This window comes from Burkholderia sp. PAMC 28687, from assembly GCF_001577465.1.
In the GTDB taxonomy this organism is placed as follows: domain Bacteria; phylum Pseudomonadota; class Gammaproteobacteria; order Burkholderiales; family Burkholderiaceae; genus Caballeronia.
The window spans coordinates 1197548-1220022 of the sequence record NZ_CP014506.1; the positions used below are offsets into that span (position 1 = coordinate 1197548).

General features: G+C 59.9%; 19 protein-coding genes and 1 pseudogene. 9 read left to right on the forward strand and 11 right to left on the reverse strand.

Annotated elements, in window-relative coordinates; translation table 11 throughout:
• Positions 1 to 30: 30 nt before the first annotated feature.
• The 5 genes and pseudogenes from AX768_RS32125 to AX768_RS20665 all read right to left on the reverse strand — a co-directional run bounded on the left by AX768_RS32125 (position 31) and on the right by AX768_RS20665 (position 3389).
• Positions 31 to 534, reverse strand: a complete 504-nt coding sequence (locus tag AX768_RS32125) for a J domain-containing protein (RefSeq protein WP_082778968.1) — start codon at positions 532 to 534, stop codon at positions 31 to 33.
• A 237-nt stretch (positions 535 to 771) separates the two neighbouring features.
• Positions 772 to 1146: a DUF4148 domain-containing protein gene (locus tag AX768_RS20655; protein WP_062001892.1), complete on the reverse strand. Its 375-nt coding sequence runs from the start codon at positions 1144 to 1146 to the stop codon at positions 772 to 774.
• A 189-nt stretch (positions 1147 to 1335) separates the two neighbouring features.
• A complete protein-coding gene (locus tag AX768_RS33305; protein ID WP_062001893.1) occupies positions 1336 to 1959 on the reverse strand; it encodes a hypothetical protein in 624 nt (207 codons plus the stop codon).
• A gap of 9 nt (positions 1960 to 1968) precedes the next feature.
• A pseudogene (locus AX768_RS34495) lies at positions 1969 to 2349 on the reverse strand (hypothetical protein); the annotation flags it as partial.
• Positions 2350 to 2504: 155 nt separating this feature from the next.
• Positions 2505 to 3389: a LysR substrate-binding domain-containing protein gene (locus AX768_RS20665; protein WP_062001894.1), complete on the reverse strand. Its 885-nt coding sequence runs from the start codon at positions 3387 to 3389 to the stop codon at positions 2505 to 2507.
• 130 nt (positions 3390 to 3519) lie between these two features.
• Here AX768_RS20665 and AX768_RS20670 point away from each other — a divergent pair, with 130 nt between their 5' ends.
• A complete protein-coding gene (locus AX768_RS20670) occupies positions 3520 to 3855 on the forward strand; it encodes a cupin domain-containing protein (RefSeq protein ID WP_062001895.1) in 336 nt (111 codons plus the stop codon).
• Between the two features lie 100 nt (positions 3856 to 3955).
• On the opposite strand, the gene AX768_RS20675 is transcribed toward AX768_RS20670, so the two are convergent.
• Both AX768_RS20675 and AX768_RS20680 read right to left on the reverse strand, forming a co-directional pair.
• Positions 3956 to 4603 (reverse strand): protein-L-isoaspartate O-methyltransferase family protein, encoded by a 648-nt coding sequence (locus AX768_RS20675; RefSeq protein WP_082778969.1) that lies wholly within the window; start codon positions 4601 to 4603, stop codon positions 3956 to 3958.
• 82 nt (positions 4604 to 4685) lie between these two features.
• A protein-coding gene (locus AX768_RS20680) for an IS3 family transposase (RefSeq protein WP_231941439.1) occupies positions 4686 to 5905 on the reverse strand; the annotation gives its coding sequence in 2 pieces (ribosomal slippage) (positions 4686 to 5620 and positions 5620 to 5905; 1221 coding nt in all).
• Between the two features lie 274 nt (positions 5906 to 6179).
• Here AX768_RS20680 and AX768_RS20695 point away from each other — a divergent pair.
• Positions 6180 to 7373 (forward strand): FUSC family protein, encoded by a 1194-nt coding sequence (locus AX768_RS20695; RefSeq protein ID WP_082778970.1) that lies wholly within the window; start codon positions 6180 to 6182, stop codon positions 7371 to 7373.
• Between the two features lie 105 nt (positions 7374 to 7478).
• Here the strand turns inward: AX768_RS20695 and AX768_RS20700 are convergent, their stop codons facing one another.
• A complete protein-coding gene (locus AX768_RS20700) occupies positions 7479 to 8765 on the reverse strand; it encodes an MFS transporter (protein ID WP_062001900.1) in 1287 nt (428 codons plus the stop codon).
• Between the two features lie 51 nt (positions 8766 to 8816).
• The gene (gene phnA, locus AX768_RS20705) at positions 8817 to 10040 is read right to left on the reverse strand and encodes a phosphonoacetate hydrolase (RefSeq protein WP_062001901.1); all 1224 of its coding nucleotides are present in this window, start codon (positions 10038 to 10040) and stop codon (positions 8817 to 8819) included.
• Between the two features lie 95 nt (positions 10041 to 10135).
• On the opposite strand from phnA, the gene AX768_RS20710 reads away from it, so the two are divergent.
• From AX768_RS20710 to AX768_RS20725, 4 genes are all read left to right on the forward strand, one after another.
• Positions 10136 to 11041: a LysR substrate-binding domain-containing protein gene (locus AX768_RS20710; RefSeq protein WP_062001902.1), complete on the forward strand. Its 906-nt coding sequence runs from the start codon at positions 10136 to 10138 to the stop codon at positions 11039 to 11041.
• A gap of 415 nt (positions 11042 to 11456) precedes the next feature.
• Positions 11457 to 13790, forward strand: a complete 2334-nt coding sequence (locus AX768_RS20715; RefSeq protein ID WP_062002374.1) for a two-partner secretion domain-containing protein — start codon at positions 11457 to 11459, stop codon at positions 13788 to 13790.
• Positions 13791 to 13921: 131 nt separating this feature from the next.
• The gene (locus AX768_RS20720) at positions 13922 to 14881 is read left to right on the forward strand and encodes a LysR family transcriptional regulator (RefSeq protein WP_231941440.1); all 960 of its coding nucleotides are present in this window, start codon (positions 13922 to 13924) and stop codon (positions 14879 to 14881) included.
• Between the two features lie 174 nt (positions 14882 to 15055).
• Positions 15056 to 15808 carry an SDR family oxidoreductase gene (locus tag AX768_RS20725; RefSeq protein ID WP_062001903.1) on the forward strand — a complete coding sequence of 251 codons (753 nt, stop codon included), beginning with the start codon at positions 15056 to 15058 and terminating at the stop codon, positions 15806 to 15808.
• A 185-nt stretch (positions 15809 to 15993) separates the two neighbouring features.
• On the opposite strand, the gene AX768_RS20730 is transcribed toward AX768_RS20725, so the two are convergent.
• On the reverse strand, positions 15994 to 16878 hold the full coding sequence (locus AX768_RS20730; RefSeq protein WP_062001904.1) for a LysR family transcriptional regulator: 885 nt from the start codon (positions 16876 to 16878) through the stop codon (positions 15994 to 15996).
• Positions 16879 to 17005: 127 nt separating this feature from the next.
• On the opposite strand from AX768_RS20730, the gene argC reads away from it, so the two are divergent.
• The 3 genes from argC (at position 17006) to AX768_RS20745 (ending at position 21035) form a co-directional block, all read left to right on the forward strand.
• Positions 17006 to 17935: an N-acetyl-gamma-glutamyl-phosphate reductase gene (gene argC / locus AX768_RS20735; RefSeq protein ID WP_062001905.1), complete on the forward strand. Its 930-nt coding sequence runs from the start codon at positions 17006 to 17008 to the stop codon at positions 17933 to 17935.
• A 312-nt stretch (positions 17936 to 18247) separates the two neighbouring features.
• Complete coding sequence (locus AX768_RS20740; protein WP_060857907.1) at positions 18248 to 19288, forward strand: ABC transporter substrate-binding protein; 1041 nt, start codon at positions 18248 to 18250, stop codon at positions 19286 to 19288.
• A 73-nt stretch (positions 19289 to 19361) separates the two neighbouring features.
• Positions 19362 to 21035, forward strand: a complete 1674-nt coding sequence (locus AX768_RS20745) for a GMC family oxidoreductase (protein ID WP_062001906.1) — start codon at positions 19362 to 19364, stop codon at positions 21033 to 21035.
• A gap of 10 nt (positions 21036 to 21045) precedes the next feature.
• Here the strand turns inward: AX768_RS20745 and AX768_RS20750 are convergent, their stop codons facing one another.
• A complete protein-coding gene (locus tag AX768_RS20750; protein WP_062001907.1) occupies positions 21046 to 22473 on the reverse strand; it encodes an aldehyde dehydrogenase family protein in 1428 nt (475 codons plus the stop codon).
• Between the last annotated feature and the right edge of the window lie 2 nt (positions 22474 to 22475).

Below are 22475 nucleotides of genomic sequence, written 5' to 3' on the forward strand. Positions count from 1 at the left end.
TGAGTCCTTGTCTGCTGTCAGGCTGTCGGCCTACTCGGACGAGCGATCTGCCCGCGATAGTTGCAACGCGGATTGCTTGTAGTGCGCTGCATTGATTGGGAAAGATTGCTCATGCGTGCCCATGCTTAAGGCATAAGCGTGTTCCGATTGAATAAAAACTGCCGCTACGGCAGAACTGAACACGAGGCACATCAGCAAGGAAAAGCGGGTGACGGCTCTCTGCCGTCGGCGTGCTCGTGTTCTGCCTCGGGGCCAATAATCTTCGCTGGATGGATTCGTTCGACGAGCAAGCGTGCCCGCCGGCGACTTATGTCTCGCAAGCGCCAGCTCATACTCATATTCCTGGCGCTTCAGCGGATCACTCAAGATGCTGTAAGCAAGATTGAGCGAGCACATGATCTCGGCCGCTTCCGGTGCAGCATTCCGGTCCGGATGGTAACGCTGACTTAGCGCCTTGTACGCCGCGCGAACGACTTCCGTGGGTGCATCGTGTGCGAGTTTGAGAGTGTCGAAATGGTTCGGTCGATGATTCATGATGTCCCGACTATTGCTAGCGCTTCATCGGGTTAACGGTCGTCCATCGACAATCTTGAGCAAGGTTCGCGCTACGCACGCAACACGATTTTTTGGCTGGTCTCATTTCATGCGAACCGGAGGCGGCCGCGGCAATTGGCTGGGCAGGCAACGCCGATTGCCGGTCCAGCGCTAAAAAGAACAAGGCGCGCAATCTTTTGCGCGCCTTCAGTTTGCATCTTTGACCAGTCTCAATCCTTACGAACCGAAATACACCGGTTGCATTCCATCGTTGGCATCCGGGCGGACCGACGAGCCAATCTTGTGACCGACGCGAGCGACGTCGCCTTCGACCGCGCGCATTGAATGATGGCTACCCGATGCCGATGTGCCATCCGCCACGCCGCCAAAACTGTTGGCTGCCACGTTGTCGCTATTCACGCGCGCTTCAGCCGCTTGAATGTTCGCCGGATATTGCGTTTGATCGCCAGTCGGGTTATAGCCTGCTTTTTCCAGTTGGACCAGTTGCGCCTTCACTTCGGCGCGGGTTACGGGTTGATTTGATTGAGCGAAAGACGAGACAGCCGGAACGACCAACGCAACGGCAACGATGAGCGATTGAACGAGTTTCATGATGCTTTACCTCCAGACTTGGTTTTTCGCAAACACCCGTTTGCGTTTCAGTGATTGAAGTCTAGACCGGGGGCCGCACCGTATTAAGCATCGACAGGACAAAGCATTATTGTTGAAACTAAGTGTTAACCCTTAATTCTTTTGGAAGCTTGCCGTGAACGGCCGCGTATTCGTAATCGCGTTCGATTGTCACGCATGCGAGGCGGAGCCGAGTTCCCCAAGGATCGACTCGCGGTGGAAATCCCCGCGCTGCAACCGCTCCTCCAGCGGACGCCAGAGCAAGCTAATCAGTTTGGTCAGCGGTCTTGCCGATGGTCGCTTCCCACCCGCGGACGCATCGCACAACCAGTTGCACACGCGCTCAGAGTCCCACCCGCGTGAATGCGGTTCCAGGAATGCATCCAGTTCGGCCGGTATCAACGCGAGTCGTCCGCCGTGTTGCCGCATGACCCACTGTGCCGCTGCATGGCAGGCGAAATATTGGGGTGCATGGCTGAAACCCTGCAACAAGGCTGGGATCGTCACTCCCTTCACTACGTGGTCAATATCGCTGCGGCCGTCCGGCATGAGCATGGCACTGAAGGTATGGAACCAGTGCGTCATGAAGACACTACGCGCAGGCGCCGCCAAAAACCAGTTCTCCAGCATTGGATACGCCGTGTCGTACGTGCGCTCCGAGTTGAAATAGCCGATAAGATCCGGCCGGTCGAGCGTGTCCAGAGCCTCGACAAAGGATAGCGGCGAGGGAGGCATCTTGTCGTCTGCTGATGCCGAGGTGTGCGGCAAGCTGGACAAAAGCGTCGTCGCGTCCATCCAGACGCCTCCGAACGTCGTCAATACTGCCAGCCTTACCCAGTCCGATTGAACCTGTGGCGCCCACAGCGCAAAACCGCGTGGCAACGGCGGCAGGCCTGACGGCAGACTGTCAGGACCTAGCAACCTAACACGGTATCCCGTCAAGTGTCTGCGCCAACTCAGCAAGCAAGCATCGACGATACGCGGCAGTGGCGTCCCATTCCAGTAAGTCCAGACGACGTGAGGTATCGCCGTTGATCCGTATTCCGGAGACCGGCATGGCGTACGCCCCTCACGCGTTTCAGGCGTGGCGTGCGCGCCCCCTTTGGACGACCAGTGGAGCACCGGCGGTGGGTCGACCATGGCCACGGATGGTCGCACAGCATCGTCTGGCACCGTAGTGCGCATAAAGCTCGCTTGGTTGTCATGATTTCGAAAAGCAATCTTAGCAGGCGATGGCGAATGCGTTCGCGTGTCTGCTTGCCCGCATCGACTCGCGCAATTGATCGCTCCACATTGCGGTTCCGGTTTTTCGGTCGGCTGCCGGAGGCGCCCACTTTAAATCAGGTGGTTGTCGCCGTATGCAGCCTCTGCGTCTTGAGCCACTCGCGCAGGCGGAGAAGTGCTTTGTCGGGCCGGCCGCGCATCGTGCAGAAAGCGAAAAAGGCGTCGCTCGGTCCGAACCCGAGTGGAGCGATCAATCTTTCCTTCGATAACTCGCGCTCGACCAGTAACGCAGGCGCGATCGCAACGCCAAAACCGGCGGCCGCCGCTTCCAGAAGCAACGACAAGTGGTCAAACCGACGACCGCTCGCAAACAGCGCTGGATCGACTCCATTCCGAGCCGCCCATTCCACCCACGCGTGGGGACGCGAAGTTGTATGCAGAAGCGGCTGCCCGATCAGATCGGCCGGCGTCGCAATGCCATGAGGCCAGTCCGGCGCGCAGACAGGACCAACGGTTTCTTCAAAGAGGTTCACAGCCTCGACATCCGCTGGCCACGTTCGGTCACCGACGATCAGGCAATCGACAACATGCCGCTGCAGATCGTCCATCGACGTACTCATTTGCAAGCGGACCCGGATGTCCAGATTGGCCGCCTCGAACCGGTCGAGCCGCGCAATGAGCCAGTGCGACAAGAAGCTGCCCGGAGCGCCCAGTACGATTTCGGCTATCGGCGCGTGCTGCGCGATCTCCGCGCAACGGGTCTCCAGCAGCGCAAAAATCTGGTCGGCGGCCTGCTTCAGGCTCTGCCCTTCATCCGTCAACCGCACGCCGCCCGCGTGGCGCACAAACAGTGACTTGCCGAGCCACTCCTCCAGTTGGCGAACTTGATGGCTCACGGCACTGTGGGTCACGTGCAGTTCCTGCGCGGCGGCCGAGATGCTGAGCTGCCGAGCGGCTGCGTCAAAGGCGCGAAGCGCGTTGAGAGGGGGAAGTCGGCGCATGCGGTTTGGACGTCGATTTAACTCACAGCATTGTGCACAAATTTATCGCTACCCGTGGAACGTCGCCGAACTTACATTAAGGCCGCGTCAACGAATAGTTCATCGCATCCGCGAGACATAAGGAGCTCAAATGACAGATACAAACATCCCGCTCGCAAACAGCAAGGTTCTCTACGAAACCTTGCTGACAGAGGAAGACTACAGCGTCTCCAGGACCACGGTCCGCGCCGGCGGCGAAACGCAATGGCACTTCCATACGACCGTGCGTGACCGCTTTGTCGTCGTTCGAGGCGTGTTGACCGTCGAAAAGAAAATCGGCGATCTGATCGACAGAACCCAAATCTTCGATCATCACACGGTCGAACCGGGTGTCATGCATCACGTCAGGAATGAGACGGCCGACGACGTGGTGTACATCATGATTCAGTCCGGAGGCGCCCGCGACATCGTGCTCGCTCAAACGTGAGTCGGTTGAGTCTGACCGCAGAGCTGGTCGGAACCAAAGATGCCGTGACGTCCTCCCGGCAGTAATGCACTGAACGTCGTCAGGCGATGCGACCTCGATATCAATCAGCGGCATCGAGCGGCTCGGAGGTCGACAGCCACCAATCGTCCCCCACGAACCACGCAGATTGGTCCGCGGAAGTTTTGCGCCTCAGCGACTTGACGGCATCGTTAGTATTTGATTCGAACGCGTTGACCAAAGATTCCCCGGTCGCATCATCGCGAGCGCCGATGCAATCGATGAACGTCGCCGGGCAAATGAACTTTGCCGCGTATGAGTCTGCGGCGACGCGTGTCACAAGCAGCATGCCGCCCAGACCGCGGTTCGGCGTCAATGGGAAGATCAGACGGCCACCTTCATTGAGTGCTTCGATCCAGCTATTCAATGGGTGCGTCGCGCCCGCGCTCACGTAAATCAGATCCGATCGCGGCAGCACCGCATCAGCTCCGCTTTCTTCCAGCACCCGAACGTGCGCCAGATGAGCAAGGTTCGACGTCGCATGCGCACCGAGCCCCGGGTTAATCTCATAAGCGGTTACGCGCCCGGCTTCCCCGGTGAGACGCGCGAGAAGTGCCGTGTAATAGCCGGTTCCCGAACCAATGTGTGTGATGGTCTCGCCCGGCGAGATGGCTGCAGCGTCCAGACAGCGTGCTTGCAGGCTCGGCTCGCCGTTGTTGATGCCTTGGTCGGTCTTGAGCCCGATTAGAATGTCCTGATAGAGAACGGCAGGGTCGGATGTGTCGGTCGAGACGTAAAGTGGACCCGTCCGTCAAGACAGCTTTTGATTGGATTTAAGCTGTACTCAGATCTACGCTTGCAGCGGAACAGCGCTGCCCTGTTTTTTCTTTTCCAGAGCCAAACTTGTCGACGATGAGAGCGCCGCCACCATGCCCGCTCGCGTACACGATGTTAGGTGTTTGGTAGTCCAGTGACTGGTGCGGTCGTTCGCTATTGTAAAAATCGAAGTAACGCGTCATGCCGAGCGTGAGCTCGCCCATCGTTTCATATCCGTTCAAATACACGTCCTCGTGCTTGACGTTGCGCCACAGTCGCTCGACAAAGATGTTGTCGAACGCTCGGCCGCGCCCGTCCATGCTGATTGCGATTTGTTCGCGTAGCAGCACCCCCGTAAAGGCCGCACTTGTGAATTGCGACCCTTGATCGCTGTTGAAAATCATCGGCTTGCCATGCAGAATAAGAGCTTCTTCCAGGCAGTCCACGCAAAACGACACATCCATGTTGTTGCTGATACGCCAGGACAGCACGCGACGCGAATACCAGTCGATCACTGCTACCAGATACGCGAAGCCACGTGCGAGCCTGATATACGTAATATCCGTGCTCCACACATGGTTGGACCGTACGATCGGCAAACCGCGCAGCAAGTACGGATAGACCTTGTGCCCCGGATGTTTGACGCTCGTCGCGGGGCCCGGCGCCATGCCCGTCAGACCCATTGTGCGCATTAGACGCTGCGCCCGTTTTCGGTTGACCAGATGGCCCTGCCTTAGTAAAAATACCACCATGCGTCGGCTGCCATAAAACGGATGCCGCGTATATTCCTCGTCAATCAGGGCACACAATTGCAAATCGGTTTGATCAGCTTCATGCACCATGCCCAGGCGATATGCGCTCGAGCGCGCGACGCTGGCCAGCTCGCACTGTCGGACAATCGGCAGAGTCTCGTCATGATCAATCCAGCCAAGTCGGACCAGACGACTTACAAGCCGGACTTTTTTTTAAGCCAGTCCAGCTCCATCTTCAGCCGCCCGATCTCGCCATACAAACGATCCTCGCCGTCTCGTGCCGCCTCCGGTTTCGGACCGCGCTTGTTCTCAAACAACGCGCCGGCGTTAGCGAGAATTTCCTTCTTCCATTGCCCAACCATCACTGGATGCACATCATACAGCTGCGCTATCTCGTTGATCGTCTTCACGCCGCGCACCGCTTCCAAGCCCACCTTTGCCTTGAACTCTGAGCCGTGAATCTTCCTCTTTTTGCTTTCCACCATTCGCCTTCATCCACTTTCAGACCACAGCTTAAACCGTTGTCTCAAAAGCGGGGGCCACTTTAACGTATCCCGTCAGCGTGTAAGCGTTCCATGGACCGGGGCCCAGGTACTTTTCCCTTTCGACCATCGCAAATGCGTCCTCGATTCTCGGGTCTCTGCACGCGCCTTTCGCTGTTATATATCGCGCATAAAATGCGCGAAGCGCCTCTACGTTCGTCATCGACCGCTTCTCCTTGAATGGACAAAGTCATCGTAGCAGGTAAAGTCGTGCGGAATGATCGGTTGGCAACGACCCAGTCCGCGATCTCGAAGGCCGAAATCGTTACACTGCCGCCAGTCGCATTCGCGAAAATCAGACGGTCACGGTCCCGAATTGGCGGCTACCTATCTCACGCGCCGGCAGCGTGAAGCGCTGTTGCGACAAGCGGCTGAACGGACGGACCAGACAGCAACTGCCATTGCCTTTGCGGCAAGCGCCATCGCTCGCCTCACAGACGATCGATACGCGCTTGATATGGCCCCTGGGACGCCCTCGCCTCCCGACACTCATGCGGTCAAAATCGAAAGACTGGTCTATGTCCATGCGCTGAGGGTGGCTGTCGCATCGGTGCTTGCTTTCGCGATCGGCACATCGCTCAGTGTCACGTTTGCATACTGGGGCGCGATCGCTGCAATCGTCGTGACTCAACCGGTCTCCACCAATACATGGTTGCGCGTGCTGGAGCGTGCATGCGGCAGCCTCATCGATGGAGCGATCGCCGCTGTTCTTCTGACGAGTCTGTCCGGACCGCTGGCGGTAACGTTGGCAATTTTGCCGCTCGCCGCGGTGACCGCTGCAGTGAGGCTGGTGAACTACGGCCTGTTCGTTGTCTTCCTGACGCCGATGTTCATGCTGATGTCGGATTTCATCCATCCGGCAGAGGGATTGATTGTCGCTCGTCTTACAAACGAATTTGTCGGCGCCTGCGTTGGTGTGGCGGCGAGCTTTCTTTTCTGGCCGCCGAAGGCGAGTGATGCGCTGAATGCCGCGATCTCAGCCGCGCTTTCTGCCAACATGGCGTTCGCATCCGCCGCGCTTCGGATGACTGGAGAATCGACTGCCATGCTCGATAGCCTGCAACGCGAAGCCGGTCTGGCCAGCTCACGGCTTGAAGCTGCGAGAGAACGTATGCTCCTGGAGGGCCAGCGGCGCTCTGCACGGCTCGAACAACTGCGGAACTTGACCGTCGCGGTGCGAGTGGTTCGTGGCGCCGCCGCGGTGATCGAAGTCCTTCGGCGCGGAGAACCCGACGCAGACGACCGGGAGCGGGCCAATCGCTACGATGAGCTGACCGCCGGGTTGCTGAAATCCTTGGCGTCGAAGGAAGCGATGCGCCTGACTCAGCCTTTAGGAGCGCCGGCAGATGAACTCGATCAGGCGATCCAGCAACTCGTGGCCGCATTTGATCATTACATGAGAACCGTATAAGAGCGCCCCCCGCCAGGTTGAGCGCTATTCAACACCAAAATTGGCGAAGTGTGATCGTCGGACAGTCCGAAACGTCCTGACCCGCAGCGCAACCGGTTTGCACCCTCATTGTTTGATCGACATGGACAGCACGGCGCTGGCCGCGCACAGTCCTGCGACGATCGGGAAGATGATTGCTGTGTTTCCGGTCGAGTCGATGATGCGGCCGATCACCGGCTCGCCAATGCCTGCAAAGATATAAGACATGGTGTTGAGAACACCAGTCGCGGTACCTGCAACGCGACGTCCGAAAATATCCGGGCAAAGCGCCCAGAACGACGACGCCGGCCCGAAGACGAAGAAACCGCAAAGAAACAGCAAACCGATTGCGAGCATGCTGGCGTGCGGGATGAACATCATGATGATCGCAGTGGTCGATGCCAGCACCATGTACCAGACGATGGCCAGGTAACGCTTTCCCTGAAACAGCACGTCGGATATCCAGCTATTCGACAGCGAACCTAGCGCCATTCCTATGGGCAAGGCAATGGTGATCCACTTCGGATCGATCAGCGCCGCCGAACTCTTCCAGTCCATGCCGAGATAATGCACGGGCACCCAGACGACCAATGCATAGCGTGCGGCGTTCTGCAAACCAATGGCGAGCCCGGTGATATAAAGCTTCCAGTTCCGCAGCACGATCGAGTATCGCTGCGCGCTGGTCAGCTCGTCTTGCGCTGGAAGACGGGGTGTATCGTCCGCGGGGTCTGCCGAACGTATTGACCGGTCTTCCGGACGCTCCGATACGAACAGCAACAAGACCAGTGCGCCGAGCAGCATCGACAATGGCGCAAGCCTGAAGATCCAGATCCAGTCGAGATGCATCGCGCCCAGGATGACGACCGGGAAGACGTAAGCGAGCACCGAAGAGAAGCCGGAAAAGCCGATGTACACACCATAAACGAAACCGCGATTCGTGTGACCCCACCAGTTCGACAGCAAGCGGCTGCCGGGCGCAAAACCCATCGACTGGAAGTAGCCGTTTGCTCCCCACGCGAGAAGAAAGAACAAAAAAGTGTGGCCGAAACTGAAGACCCAGTTCGCCGCCAATGACAGGACCGCTCCACCGATCATCATGGCCTTGCCGCCGAGTTTGTCGCCGAGATTGCCGTTGACGAACTGGCCGCCGGCGTAACACCAGAGCATGGTCGCGCTGATCCAGCCAATCTGATATTTCGACAAGCCGTAATCGTGCTGGATACCGGCGACGGCGAAGCCGAGGGTCTGGCGTCCGGTGTAGTAGAACAAGTAGCAAAACGTGACACCGACCAGCGCGCGCCATTTGTACTGGGCAAAGGTGGCGCTTCGCAACACAGCCTGGGATTCCAGGCTATTTGATGTATCTGAAGGCATGCTTGTCTCCGTGCGGGGCGCAGTCTTCGCTGCGCTAGCCGGGTTGTTGTATCAGCCGAGGTGATTGAGCGCGATGTCGATCACGTCGAAATTACGCAAGCGCCGGGCGTCATCTACATCCACCAGCTTGCGGTTGAAAATGAGGGGGACTCGCTGCTCGGACAGTCCGCCGTGGGAGCGCAATGGAACGGTCAGGCCAGTCAGGTCGTGTTTGTCGGCAGCGCTGCCCAGCACCGTCAGTCGCTCTCCGAGCACGACGAGATCGCCGATCCGATCTTGAGGCACTTCGAATTTTTCGCTCGCTTGCGCCCGCGTGAATACCGCCTCCACACCCGCGATGCCGGCAAGGAAGGCAGTGACATCGCGCTGACTTTCGGGGTCGCGCAAGTAGATGGTCGCGTATCCGCCCAGCGCGCCGTGATGCACTACATAGGGATCGGTGATAGGCAGGAGCACGCGCGCGAACGCCTGCCCATAACGAGCGTCCAGCAAGTCTTGCAGGAACACGATATTCGGCCTGCCGATCGCATCGGTCTTTGCGTTCATTCCGTGGTCGGCCGTAATCGCCACGACTGCGCCGAGTTCGTGGTATCGGCTGAAATAGCCGTCCATCATCTCGTAGAACGCATTCGCTTCAGGCGTGCCTGGCGCGTGCTTGTGTTGTACGTAGTCGGTCGTCGACAAATACATCAAGTCGGGACGCTCGTTGTTCAGTAAGGAAAGGCCTGCGGCAAACACAAATTCCGACAGTTCCGCGCTATACACAGGGGGCACCGGCATATCCACCCGTGCCACGATGTTCTCGATCCCATGCTCGACAAGATTGACTTGATCTGCCTTTTCCGCTGAAAAGCAGATTCCTTTCATCTGATGTCCAAGCAGGCTGCGCAGCTTGTCCTTGGCCGTCACCACCGCTACGCGCTGGCCGGCCCGGACGAGTTCAGCGAGGATTGTCGGGGCTCGAAGATATTTTGCGTCGTTCATCAGGACCTCTTCATTCGCTTCCTGATCGAAGAAGAAGTTGCCGCAGATACCGTGGACCGAGGGCGGCGCTCCGCAAACAATCGACAGGTTGTTCGGGTTGGTGAACGAGGGAACCACGCAGTCCCCTGCGGTCACCGTGCCAAAGGCAGGAAGACTCGCAAGAAAAGGCGCCTTGCCCGCCTGGATTGCCTGATTGATGTATTCCTGCTCGCACCCGTCGATGCAGACGATGATCGTGGGCACTGACGGCAGTCGATAGGACCGGGAATTCACGTTGATTCGTTCAGTCATGGTTGTCTCCTTCAGGTGAATGAGTACAGCGTATGATGTTCAATCAGCTCACACAATCGATAAAATATCGCTCCCCCTGTGCATAGAACTCACATATGAGACAAAAACTGCCGCCTCTGAACGCGCTGCGTATCTTTGAAGTGGCCGCCCGAGCGGGGAGCTATTCGGCCGCAGCCAAAGAGCTGAACCTGACGCACGGCGCCGTCAGTCGGCAGATCGCAATTCTTGAGGAGTGGCTCGGACAGCCTTTGTTCTTCCGGGACGGGCAAAGCATGGCGGCGTCTCCCCACGCCCGCGCGCTCGCCCGCGAGATCACAGCGGCGTTCGACCACATAGCGGATGCTGCGGAGCGCTATGGAAAGAGCCGGCATCTGAAGGTCATCCGGGTGAGCGCATCGGCCACGGTCGCAATGCGCTGGCTGATACCCCAATTGCCGTCGTTCGCTGAGCGCTGCCCGGATGTAGACGTGCGCGTGTCGACCGTCATGTCCACGGAAGCGGCGCTAAGAGGCAGTTTCGATATGGCCATACGACGGGAAGTACCGAGCAGTGGCCAGTATCAGACGTGGCCACTTTTCCGGGAGTCGAATACAGTCATTGCGAGTCCCGCGCTGATTTTGCGATCAGGCGTCAAGACCGTTGAACAATTGAGCAATGAAACCTGGTTGACAAGCGAAACCCGTCCGGGCGACTGGGAAGCATGGGTCAAAGCCGCGGGATGCCCCACGCTTCGAGCCAATCGCACGTTAAGGTTCGATCATTTTTTTGTGACGCTGCAAGCCGTGTCCGACGCATTAGGTTTCGGCATCGGACCATTTCCAACGCTCGAGGCCGATTGTGCAAGCGGCCGGCTGCAGACGCCGTTTCCTGAACTGTGGTCGTTAGGGTCTACTTACTACGCGTTGATCTCGCATGACGCTGACAAACCGATTCATATGCGGGCGTTCATCGACTGGCTGCAATCAGTTAGTGCGGACATCGAAACATCGCCTGGTTCTTAAGGCGCGAACCGCTCGGGCGGTGAATTGGAATGTGAAATGTTGAGCGGGTGTTCTGAGCATGCGACCGGCGCACAGCCCGCTTGACAAGGCGCCGGCGAGCACCCATGCATGCACAAATACCGGTTTGCCTTCCGAACGCGCTGCTATGATTAGATGTACTGTGCGGTACAGCGGCTTTCACGCCTTCCCTGGTCGCAACAACCTGCGTTCCGCGCATCGGCTTTCCACGAAACACGTTTCGGGAGCGGTCATGTTGCGTCAATCATCCAGACTGGCAAGCGAGTCGCCATTGACATCACGCAAGAGGCTGCCCTTCACATTGGGGTTTGCCGGCGCACCGCTTGCCGCGTATCGGTCCCGGCATTTCACGCGGACGCTTGCACTACCGGTGCCGCTCGCGATCGCCATGTGGTGCATGCCGGTAGCCCACGCGGCCGGACCGCTGCCGCAGAATGGCAGCTTTGTCCAAGGCCAGGGCGCGATCAGCGGCGGCCCCGGTTCGCTCACGATCAACCAGTCCTCGTCCCGTGGCGTGATCGATTGGCACAGCTTCTCGATCGGCACAGGCAACACGGTCACCTTTGACAATGGCTCGGGCACGACACTCAATCGGGTGACCGGCGGCTCGCCTTCGGCAATTCTCGGGAATCTGAAGGCAACGGGCAGCGTGTATCTGGTCAACCCTCAAGGCATTCTGGTCGGTCGGACGGGCGTAATTAGCACGGGCGGTCGATTCGTGGCTTCAACACTCGATCTGTCCGATACCGCATTCATGAATGGCGGGACGCTCGTGCTCGCGGGGTCATCGAATGGGCAGGTGGTGAATCTTGGCAAGATCAGTTCCAGTGGCGGCGATATCTTTCTTATCGCGCACGATGCCGTAGTGAACGGAGGTTCGGTCAGCGCACCGAACGGCACAGCCGAATACGTCGTGGGAAAGCAAGTGGTGCTTTACGAGTCGTCGAGCAGCCGCCAGGTATTCGTGCAGATCAGCAGCAAAGGCACGGTAGTTGATCGCGGTATCACGCAGGCCGCGCAGATCAACCTCGAAGCAGCAGACGGCAATATCTATGCGCTTGCCGGGAGTGGCTCGCGCATCCGCGCGACTGGCACGGCGATGCGCGACGGCCACATCTGGCTGGTTGCCGACAATGGTCACGTCACGCAGCAGGGAACGATAGCGGCAACAAACGTCGATGGTAGCGGCGGCACCGTGGATACACTCGCCAACACGCTCGCGTTGCAAAGCGGCGCGGCAGTGCAAGCGGGACTTTGGAACGTATCGACGCCGAATTTCACCGTCGATAGCGCCACGGCCGGCGCTTTCATGCGCAGCCTGAACGCCGGAACGTCCGTCGATGCCATTGCGACCGGCACCAATGGCGCAAGCGGCGACCTGACCGTTGGTTCAAATCTGGAGTGGCAAGGGCCGGCGTCGTTATCGCTCGGGGCTTTTCGCAACGTGACGATTGCGCCGGCGACGACACTTAAAAACACCGGCAGCGGCAACCTGAGCTTGCGCGCGGACGCGGCGGGCATCGACAACGCCGGCAGCGTGGCCAACCAGGGCATGGTCGACTGGTCGAGCAGCACTGGTTTCGTAAGGTCGTTCTATGACATGAATGGCAGCTACAGCCCTGGCACCATCCTCGCCAACAGCGCGTGGAAAGCCGGTCCGTACAGCGGTTTGTTGACGCAGGTTACCGCCTACAAGCTTGTCAATTCACTTGGCGACCTGAGAAGTGTTGCCAGCGATCTGGCCGGCAACTACGCGTTGGGAAAGGATATCGACGCCAGTGCGACGAGCGACGGCTCCTACGTTCCGCTCGGCGACATCAACACGCCGTTTACCGGGCAATTCGATGGGCAAAGCAAGACGGTGAGTTCGCTGACCCTTGGGCGGCTGGTGGCTGGCGACCCGGCTAGCGACGGCCCGGGGGCAATGGGCATGTTCGGCGTCATTGGCGAGAAGGGGGTGGTGCGCGACCTGAGCGTGAACGGCAATGGCCATCTGGGTCCCTCCGTGAGGGCCTATGTCGGGCTGCTCGCGGGCGCCAACTACGGAACGGTCGTCCGCGACAGCGCATCGGGCAACCTCAATATTGGCGACGCGGGACCTGCGCAACCGACGAACGTCGATGAAACGACTGCCGGCGGACTCGTGGGCGGCAATTTCGGCACCATCCTGCGCTCGTCGAGCGCGGTCGTCGCTACCACAGGCGGTATGCTCGGCGGTCTCGTCGGCGAAAACGTGGGCGCAATCATTCAGTCGTACTCCACTGGTGCACTAACGTCGTTGGGCTATACGAACGAAGGCGCAGGTGGCCTTGTCGGCTACAACCTGGGATCGATCACGCAGTCGTATTCGACAAGCCCTACCCTGCTTCAGGGCTACTGCCGCGGGAGCGCCGGCACGCCATGTGGCGGCGCGGGACTTGTCGTCGTCAACGAAGGGGCCATCAGCCAGTCGTTTGCGACGGGCCTCGTCACGCAGCCGTTCTATCAGCCTATAGGGATTGCAAGGACGAATCTCGGCACGATCACAAACGACGTCTACTGGAACAAAGACACGACGGCAGCTACGGTTGGCACCGTGTATGGCACGCCCATACCGGCATCCAGCGGGCTCACGACCGCTCAGATGAGCATGCCTGCATCGTTTGTGTCTTATGACTTCGGTCCTGCAGGCGTATGGGCGATGCCTGGTGGAGCGACGCATCCGGTCCTGCGCTGGCAGACCGGCCAATGACGTTACCGCCCCGCGCCGTTGCGATGGCTCCGACGCGGGAGCGGCAGGCAAAACTTCACGACAATTTCTTTCTCGGACGTCATTGACATTCCGGTTTACGCTATGCCTTCCCGCTCAAGTTGCTGAGGCCCGTGTTGGACGAACTCCGCGCATTATCCATATTCATTCGAACAGCCGAATGCGGTAGTTTTAATAAGGCCGCACACGCGCATGGCGTGACGCCTCAAGCCGTCAGCAAAACCGTTCGGCAACTCGAACAACATCTTGGCGTGCGACTCTTTCATCGGACCACGCGCCGAAGCTCGCTTACCGAAGAAGGATCGCGATTGCTGGAATCCGTCCGCGAAAGCATGGATGGATTGCGCACCGCGATGGATCGCGTCAAGGACGCGGCGCACGAGAACGAAGGACTTATCCGCATCAGCGCGGGCGGTGCGGTAGGCCGCAGAGTCCTGATTCCCCTGCTTGCTGCATTCAGCAAGATCTACCCGGGCGTCACCTTCGATCTCGTACTTGAAGATCGCGCAACGGACGTGGTCGCCGACCGGATCGATCTTGGCTTCAAGGCCGGCAATGCGCCTACTGCGCAGGTTGTGTCGCGTCGCCTTTTCGCGGTTCAGTTGCTCGCTTGTGCTGCGCCTGCGTATCTCAAGGACCATCCGACGCCGACACGGATTGATGATCTGTCCGGTCATCGGTGTATCGGATACCGGCAGCCTGGCACGGGACACCCAATGCCATGGGAATTTGAGGTGCATTCGGAAACCATTTCGAAAGCGATGCCCTACGCCGTTTGCTGCAGCGACCCGGAAGCCGAGATGCAGGCCGTACTGGCAGGCATGGGTATTGGTCAGATCGACAGCATCAACGCGACGCCGTTTCTGGTTTCAGGCGAGCTTGTCCCCTTGCTGGTCCGCTACACGAGTGCGCGTATGGGCCTGTATCTCTACTACGCGCAGCGCGCCGATATGCCAGGCCGTGTACGTCGCTTCATCGACTTTACAGTCGAGCGGCTGCAAAGCAGTCAGACATTCAGCGTTCCTGTTCCCGAGTTACAAGCAATGGCAAAGCGCCGGAGAACAGGAAACTGAAGTTGCGAGCGGCACGCCTGCCGCGTGCGGTACGGCGGCGTCGCTGATTCGTATCGCACCCTTCACACCATCATCAACTTTTGGTTGTGAATCAAACACTTTCGCGCTCTCTACTGCAGACGAGCCGCACTGCTCACAATAGCCTCACATTCTCAAACGAACAGGGGCCCGACAATGAATACCGTATCTCTCGTGACCGGCGGCAGCCGTGGTCTTGGCCGGAGTGCCGCGCTGAATATTGCCCGCAAAGGTGGTGATGTCGTCCTCACGTATCTCGGCAATCGCGAAGCGGCTGACGCCACCGTTGCAGACATCGCCGCGCTCGGTCGCAAAGCAATCGCCCTCCAGCTCGACACAGGAAAAGTCGCAGACTTCACAGGTTTCGCAAATCGACTTCGCGAAACACTGCGGACCTGGCAACGCGATAGCTTCGATCATCTGGTGAACAACGCGGGACATGGCGAGGTCGCATCAATCGAAGAAACCACCGAGGCGCAGTTCGATAACCTCGTCGACGTGCATTTCAAGGGCGTCTTTTTTCTCACTCAAACGCTTCTCCCATTGCTCGCGGACGGCGGCCGTATAGTGAACCTCTCGACGGGACTGACGCGAGTTTCGGCGCCCGGCTGGTCCGCCTACGCGGCTGTAAAGGGCGCGGTTGAAATCCTGACTGTCTACATGGCAAGAGAACTGGGCTCGCGCAGAATTGCCGTCAACGTAGTCGCTCCCGGTGCGATTGAAACTGATTTCTTCGGCGGTGCCGTGCGCGATACACCGGAGTTCAATAAGTTTTTCGCGGGCATGACCGCGCTCGGCCGCGTGGGCGTGCCGGATGACGTGGGACCGATGATTGCAAGCTTGCTCGACAACGACAACCGCTGGGTGAATGCACAGCGAATCGAAGTCTCGGGTGGCCAAGGCATCTGAACGTCGCGTTGACCATCGGGTGGGCGCCCCCGGGTCTCGTGCGAGCCATCCGATGGCAAGGCTATTTTGTTCTGCCGGGTCGGCGCATCCAATTGCGGCGCGGCTATTTATGGACGCAAGGGTTGCTTGCTTACTGCCGTCCAGCTTGCTCGAGAACCAGTGCCGAGGCGGCAAATGGCGTTTTCCTACGCCAATCGGAGACTCCACAACACACCGAGTACGTGTTGCGTGGAACGTTCGACGTATCCCGCACGATGTGCAACGCCGAGGCGACGCCACAACGCAGGGCGCAGCGCATGCATGGCAATGCGCCGGTCGGGCAAAGGCGTAGTGGCTTCATGAGGCAATAGCGCTGCACCGTAACCCGCCGCGACCAGGCTCTTGATTGCGTCGTTGTAGTTGAGCTGGATGCGTGGCGCAGGGTGGTGACCGCCGGTCGCAAACCACTCCGCAGTCAGACGCGAGAGACGCGTGGTGGAGTCGTTGAGAATGAGCGGCTGAGCCGCGAGCCACTTGGGCGTGATGCGAGCCGGACATTGCCAATGTGCCGGCACGAAGGCCATGACGGGGTCGCGACGCCAAGGCTTTATTGTGAGCCCCGCAATCGGGGGTTGAGGCAGAGCAACCAGCCCGACATCCAGCGTTCCGTCCGCTAGTCGGGACAGCGTTTCATGCGATGTGAGCACTGCAACTTGAATGTCTATAGCCGGATGGTGCTGACGCAGCACCTCGAGCGCTTGCGGCAACAGGTGCGCGATTGCGCCGGTCGACGCACCGAGCCGCACGCGCCCTTCGAGCCCGTCTACCTGGCGGTGAACGTCGTCCAGCGCCTGTTCCGCGTCGGCCAGCAGTCGACGCGCGCGCGCGACCAACATCTCGCCTATTGCCGACGGTCGAACATGTCCGCGCTTGCGTGACAGGAGCGGAGCCCCGATGCGGTTTTCCAGTTCAGCGATGTGCAGGCTGACCGTTGGCGGCGCCAGGTGCAGCGCACGCGCCGCGTCCGCGAATGAGCCACGGTCGACAATGGCGACCAGAGTGCGCAAGCGGTCCAGGCTGATCTCTCGCATGTCAGGGTCCTGATTCAGAAAAACTGAATTTAAGCGTTGTGAAATTCAACTTTCACTATTCTAGCGGTGCGCAGAAGATAGGGGTTCGTTTTATTTGTCATGACCCAGTCACCGGAGTATTCCGCGCATGAGCTCACCCCTCGTTTTCGTCGACGGCGACCAAGGCACCACCGGATTGCAGATCCACGAACGGCTTCGCGATCGAAGCGACCTGAAGCTATTTACGCTTCCCGCTGCGCAACGCAAGGATTCGAAGCGTCGCGCCGAAGCCATCAACGCCTGCGACATCGCTATCCTCTGCCTGCCCGATGTCGCCGCGCGCGAGGCGGTGGACGCCATTGTCAATCCCGCCGTCAGAGTTATCGACGCAAGTTCCGCCCACCGCACACAACCGGGCTGGACATACGGATTTCCGGAGATGACTGCGGGACAGGCGGAACGCATTGCAAACGCACGCCGGGTCACCAACCCGGGTTGCTATCCGACCGGTGCGATTGGCCTGCTGCGTCCCCTGCTGCAGGCCGGGCTCATACCAGACAACTATCCGGTCTGCATTCACGCGGTGTCCGGCTACTCGGGACGTGGACGCGCCGGCGTGGAGGAGCACGAGGGGCCGGGCGCCGTCAACGCGCCTTCTTACCAGGTCTATGGTTTGGAACTCGCGCATAAGCACCCCCCGGAGATCCGGCAGCACGCCGGACTCGCGCAGCGTCCGATCTTCGTCCCTGCGTATGGTGCGTTCCGGCAGGGCATCGTGCTGACGGTGCCCCTGGATGTACGGCTGCTGGCACCCGACGTAGACGGCGCCACATTACACGCGTGCCTCACACGCCACTATTGCGGGGCGACGCACGTGCATGTCTTGCCGCTGCAGGAATCAAGCGCCTTGAACCACCTGGATCCGCAATTGCTGAACGGTACGGACGACATGCGCTTGAGCGTATTTTCCAACACGGCGCACGGGCATGTGTTGCTATCCGCGGTTTTCGATAATCTCGGCAAAGGTGCCTCCGGCGCTGCGGTTCAGAACCTGAACCTGATGCTCACGCAGCAATAGTGGCCGCTGGCTTACGCGGGTCCTGGCAGTCGAATGTCTCAAACTGGCCGCCGAGCGTCCGCTCACCGCTGTTGCGCTGACTGAGCGGCGACCAGCCTTGACCCTTCCCACGTCACAAACAAAGCCGCCTTCATAACCTCATGTAATAGCCCCTCAAACAATTCCGGCGTTGCCACGCCCATAACGGCGCCCTATATTTTTCCTCAGCGCGGGCAGGACCGGCCGACTAGAGTCCGGCCACCGTGTCACGCTTGATCATTACATCGAACACTCCGCGCAACTGCCCTTCCAATGACCCCAGGACCGACGTCGATGAAAAATCTGCCGCTACGCCCCGTCGCATTGTTTCTGTCGATATTTCTCGCCTCCAGCGTCCCGGCACTTGCCGCCGGTCAGATCACATTTGTCTCGCAGGGCGGCAGCTACCAGGAAGCGCAGACCAAGGCGATTCTCGACCCCGCCGCGAAGCTGCTCGGCATCACAGTGAACCAGGACAGCATCCCCGACGCATGGCCGGCGGTCAAAGCCCAGGGCGCAACCGGCAAGCCAATCTGGGACGTGATCGATACCCCCACCGCGAACTGTCTGCGCGGCGGCCGGGAAGGTCTTCTGGAGAAGCTCGACTTCTCGAAGATCCCGAACGCCGCTGCCATGCCCGAGCAATACCGCACGCCCTATTCTGTTGCCTACGAGTTTTATTCGACGGTGATCGGCTACAACAAGAAGTCACTGAAGAAGGTCCCGCAGAGCTGGGCGGATTTCTGGAATGTGAAGGCGTTCCCCGGCACGCGCGCATTGCGCAATGATCCGCAAACCGTTCTCGAGGCGGCACTGCTCGCCGACGGCGTCCCGCGCAACAAGCTCTATCCGCTCGACGTGGACCGCGCGTTCAAGAAGCTCGATCAGATCAAGCCGGACATAACGGTCTGGTGGACGTCCGGCGGCCAGTCGGCGCAGTTGCTGCACGACGGCGAAGTCGATATGGAAATGATCTGGAACGGTCGCGCAAGCGCCGTGCAAAAGGACAATCCCGACGTCGCCTTCACGTATAACGACGGCATCCTGCAGAACACGCAGTTGTGCATTCTCAAGAACGCGCCGAATTTGCCGACCGCGATCCAGTTTTTGAACACCGCCATGTCCCCGGACCTGCAGGCCAACCTGCCGTTGTATATCGACTATGGTCCGGGCAATCCGGCTGCGTTCAAGACCGGCAAGATCACCGCGAAGCGTGCGGCCGAGCTGCCCAGCTCGCCCGAGAACGCAGCGAAGCAGGCGCTGATGTCGGAAGACTGGTGGGCCTCGGAGCCGGGCATCCAGGCGAAGGCGCGCTGGCTGAAATTCATGCAATGACGTCCGTAGGTCCGGATTCTCTCGCGCCCGTGTTCCAGGGCGCGTTCGCCTTTCTCCACCCACCACATACCTCGTGATCGACACTCTGATACTTGGCGGCGGGTCGGCCGGCTGCGTGCTGGCCGCGCGTCTTTCCGAAGATGCCGGCAGACAGGTGATGCTCGTCGAAGCCGGTCGCGATATATCCGCGGCGACCATGCCCGCCGAAGTGCGAAGCCGCTACCCGGGGCGCGCCTATCTCGACACCGACAACCTTTGGAAGCGTCTTTCGGCGCGCATGAGCACGCCCGCTTCGCCTCGCCGATACGAACAGGCGCGACTCCTCGGCGGCGGTTCCGCGATCAACGCGTTGATGGCCAATCGCGGCGCACCTGCGGACTATGATGAATGGGAATCGCTCGGTGCCAGCGGATGGAACTGGGCGGCATGCCTGCCGGCTTTTCGCAAGCTCGAAACAGACACCGATTTCACGGGTGAACTACACGGTACAAATGGACCGGTTCGCATCAGGCGTACTGAGCGCGCTCGGATTTCGCCGTTCGTGCGCGCGGTGCTGAAGGTGCTCGACCGTTCGGGATACCCGAATCGCGACGATCAGAATGGCCCCTGGGAAGATGGCTCCTTCATCGGTTCGATTGCGGTCAGCGAGCAAGGCGAGCGCATTCCTACATCAGTTTGCTACCTGACCGATCAAGTTCGCCAACGCCCGAATCTTTCAATCAGGACAGACACAAGCGTTGATCGCATTCTCTTTGACGGCACGCGCGCAACCGGCGCGCTGCTGGGTTCCGGCGAAGTCATCCAGGCACGCAATGTAATCGTCTGCGCAGGTGCGATCCACAGCCCGGCGATGCTGCTGCGCAGCGGCATAGGCCCCGCGGACGACCTTCGGGCGCTGGGTATAAAAGTGATCGCGGACCGTCCGGGCGTCGGCGGCAACCTGATGGAACATCCGTCGATCGCCGTATCCGCGTTCCTCAAAAAGTCCGCGCGCACCCTGTTTCCGGAAGAACATCATGAACAGGCGATCGTACGGTTTTCCTCAGGATTACCCGACACGGTTCCCGGCGACATGCACGGCGCGATCCTTTCCCGCTCAGGCTGGCACTCGATCGGGTATCGACTGGGAACGCTTTTTTTCTGGGTCAACAAGTCGTACTCGCGCGGACGGGTGACACTGGTTTCATTGGATGCGCGGGATGAGCCCAAAGTCGAATTCAACATGCTGTCGGACGCGCGTGATCGTGACCGGCTCAAGCTCGCGATTCGCTTTGGCGCGACCGCACTGAGCGATCCGGCGATGATCAAGTGGGCCGGTGCGCTTTTTCCATCGAGTTATTCCCCCCGTGTGGCGAGGGTGGCAGTGCCCGGCGTATGGAACGCCTTGCAGCGCGGCGCATTGAGCGTGCTGCTGGATGTTGCGGGGCCCTGGCGCGCGAGGCTGATCAGGACGCTCGTCACGCAAGGCGTAACGCTTGAGACGCTGCTTGGAGACGACCGGGCAATGACAGAATTCGTCACGCGCTCGGTCGGTGGCACGTGGCATCCATCGGGTACGTGCCGGATGGGCGCGCCTGACGATCCGCATGCCGTCACCGGCTCAAGCGGCCTCGTCTATGGCGTCGAGAACCTGCGGGTCTGCGATGCATCGCTGATGCCGTCCATTCCCTGCGCAAATACCAACATTCCGACCATCATGATTGCCGAGCGCATCGCGGAAATGATCCGCTCGGAACCGGCTCGATGAAGCATCGTGATCACGCTGCGTATCCCACGATGCCCTTCACTTCAAGAAACGCCTCAAGTCCCCACTCGCCATACTCGCGGCCGTTGCCCGATTGCCTGAAACCGCCGAACGGTGCGCCCGCGTCCCAAGCCGGGTAGTTGATATGCACGCTCCCCGCGCGCAGACGGCGCGCGACACGTCGCGCATGCTCGCGGTCACCTGACTGCACATAAGCCGCGAGACCGAAGACGCTGTCGTTTGCCATCGCAATGGCATGCTCTTCGTCGTCGTAGGGGAGTATCGACAGAACGGGGCCGAAGATTTCATCGCGGGCAATGGTCATGTCGGGCCGCACGCCCGCGAAGACGGTGGGACGCACGTAATAGCCATGCGCCAATCCTTCGGGACGCCTGGTGCCGCCCGTGACAAGGTCCGCACCTTCGTCGATACCCTGCTGGATCAGCCGTTGAATGCGGTCGAATTGCACCGCGCTCACGACCGGACCAAGCGTCGTGCGTGCATCGTCAGCGGCGCCGACGACGTGCTTTTGCGCCGCCTCGCGCGCTATCGTCACCGCTTCGGCATGACGCGCGGCCGGCACGAACATGCGCGTGGGCGCGTTGCACGACTGTCCGCTGTTGCCAAAGCACGCGTTGACGCCGGATGTGACCGCGGCGGTAAGTTCGGCATCGTCGAGGATGATATTGGCGGACTTGCCGCCCAGTTCCTGGTGCACGCGCTTGACCGTAGGCGCAGCGAGCCGTGCAATCTCGATACCCGCGCGAGTCGAACCGGTGAACGACACCATGTCCACGTCGGGATGACTGCACAGCGCGGCGCCGGCGAGCGGACCGTCACCGTTGACGAGGTTGAACACCCCGGGAGGTACGCCTGCGGCGTCGAGCACCTCAGCAAACAGGAGCGCATTGAGCGGAGACACTTCGCTTGGTTTGAGCACCATCGTGCAACCGGCCGCAATCGCAGGCGCGACCTTGCAGACAATCTGGTTGATCGGCCAGTTCCATGGCGTGATCAACGCGGCCACGCCTATCGGCTCGTGCGTGATCAGCGTCGTGCCTTTCATGCGCTGCCAGACAAACGCCTCGCATGTGCGGATCAGTTCCTTCAGATGGCGCGTGCCGAGTCCCGCTTGCCAGCCATGCGCAAGCGCGCGCGGCGCGCCGATTTCGCGTGAAATGACGAGCGCCATTTCTTCGTAGCGGTCCGCATAGCCGGCCAAGATCTTGCGGATCAGCGCAAGCCGCTCGTCGGGCGATGTCGCCGCAAACGAGGCGAACGCATGACGGGCCGCGGCCACCGCGCGGTCGATATCGGCCGGTGTTGCCATGGCGATCTCAGCGAATGGCTCCTCCGTGCACGGATCGATCACGCCAAGCCGGGTCGACCCAAGCGGTTCCACCCACTCGCCGCCGATATAAAACTGCAACGCGTGATTCATCG

Coding starts and splice junctions, on each gene's coding strand:
- AX768_RS32125 (WP_082778968.1), bottom strand. CDS start 534: ATGAATCATCGACCGAACCATTTCGACACTCTCAAACTCGCACACGAT.
- AX768_RS20655 (WP_062001892.1), bottom strand. CDS start 1,146: ATGAAACTCGTTCAATCGCTCATCGTTGCCGTTGCGTTGGTCGTTCCG.
- AX768_RS33305 (WP_062001893.1), bottom strand. CDS start 1,959: ATGGACGCGACGACGCTTTTGTCCAGCTTGCCGCACACCTCGGCATCA.
- AX768_RS20665 (WP_062001894.1), bottom strand. CDS start 3,389: ATGCGCCGACTTCCCCCTCTCAACGCGCTTCGCGCCTTTGACGCAGCC.
- AX768_RS20670 (WP_062001895.1), top strand. CDS start 3,520: ATGACAGATACAAACATCCCGCTCGCAAACAGCAAGGTTCTCTACGAA.
- AX768_RS20695 (WP_082778970.1), top strand. CDS start 6,180: ATGATCGGTTGGCAACGACCCAGTCCGCGATCTCGAAGGCCGAAATCG.
- AX768_RS20700 (WP_062001900.1), bottom strand. CDS start 8,765: ATGCCTTCAGATACATCAAATAGCCTGGAATCCCAGGCTGTGTTGCGA.
- phnA (WP_062001901.1), bottom strand. CDS start 10,040: ATGACTGAACGAATCAACGTGAATTCCCGGTCCTATCGACTGCCGTCA.
- AX768_RS20710 (WP_062001902.1), top strand. CDS start 10,136: ATGAGACAAAAACTGCCGCCTCTGAACGCGCTGCGTATCTTTGAAGTG.
- AX768_RS20715 (WP_062002374.1), top strand. CDS start 11,457: ATGCCGGTAGCCCACGCGGCCGGACCGCTGCCGCAGAATGGCAGCTTT.
- AX768_RS20725 (WP_062001903.1), top strand. CDS start 15,056: ATGAATACCGTATCTCTCGTGACCGGCGGCAGCCGTGGTCTTGGCCGG.
- AX768_RS20730 (WP_062001904.1), bottom strand. CDS start 16,878: ATGCGAGAGATCAGCCTGGACCGCTTGCGCACTCTGGTCGCCATTGTC.
- argC (WP_062001905.1), top strand. CDS start 17,006: ATGAGCTCACCCCTCGTTTTCGTCGACGGCGACCAAGGCACCACCGGA.
- AX768_RS20740 (WP_060857907.1), top strand. CDS start 18,248: ATGAAAAATCTGCCGCTACGCCCCGTCGCATTGTTTCTGTCGATATTT.
- AX768_RS20750 (WP_062001907.1), bottom strand. CDS start 22,473: ATGAATCACGCGTTGCAGTTTTATATCGGCGGCGAGTGGGTGGAACCG.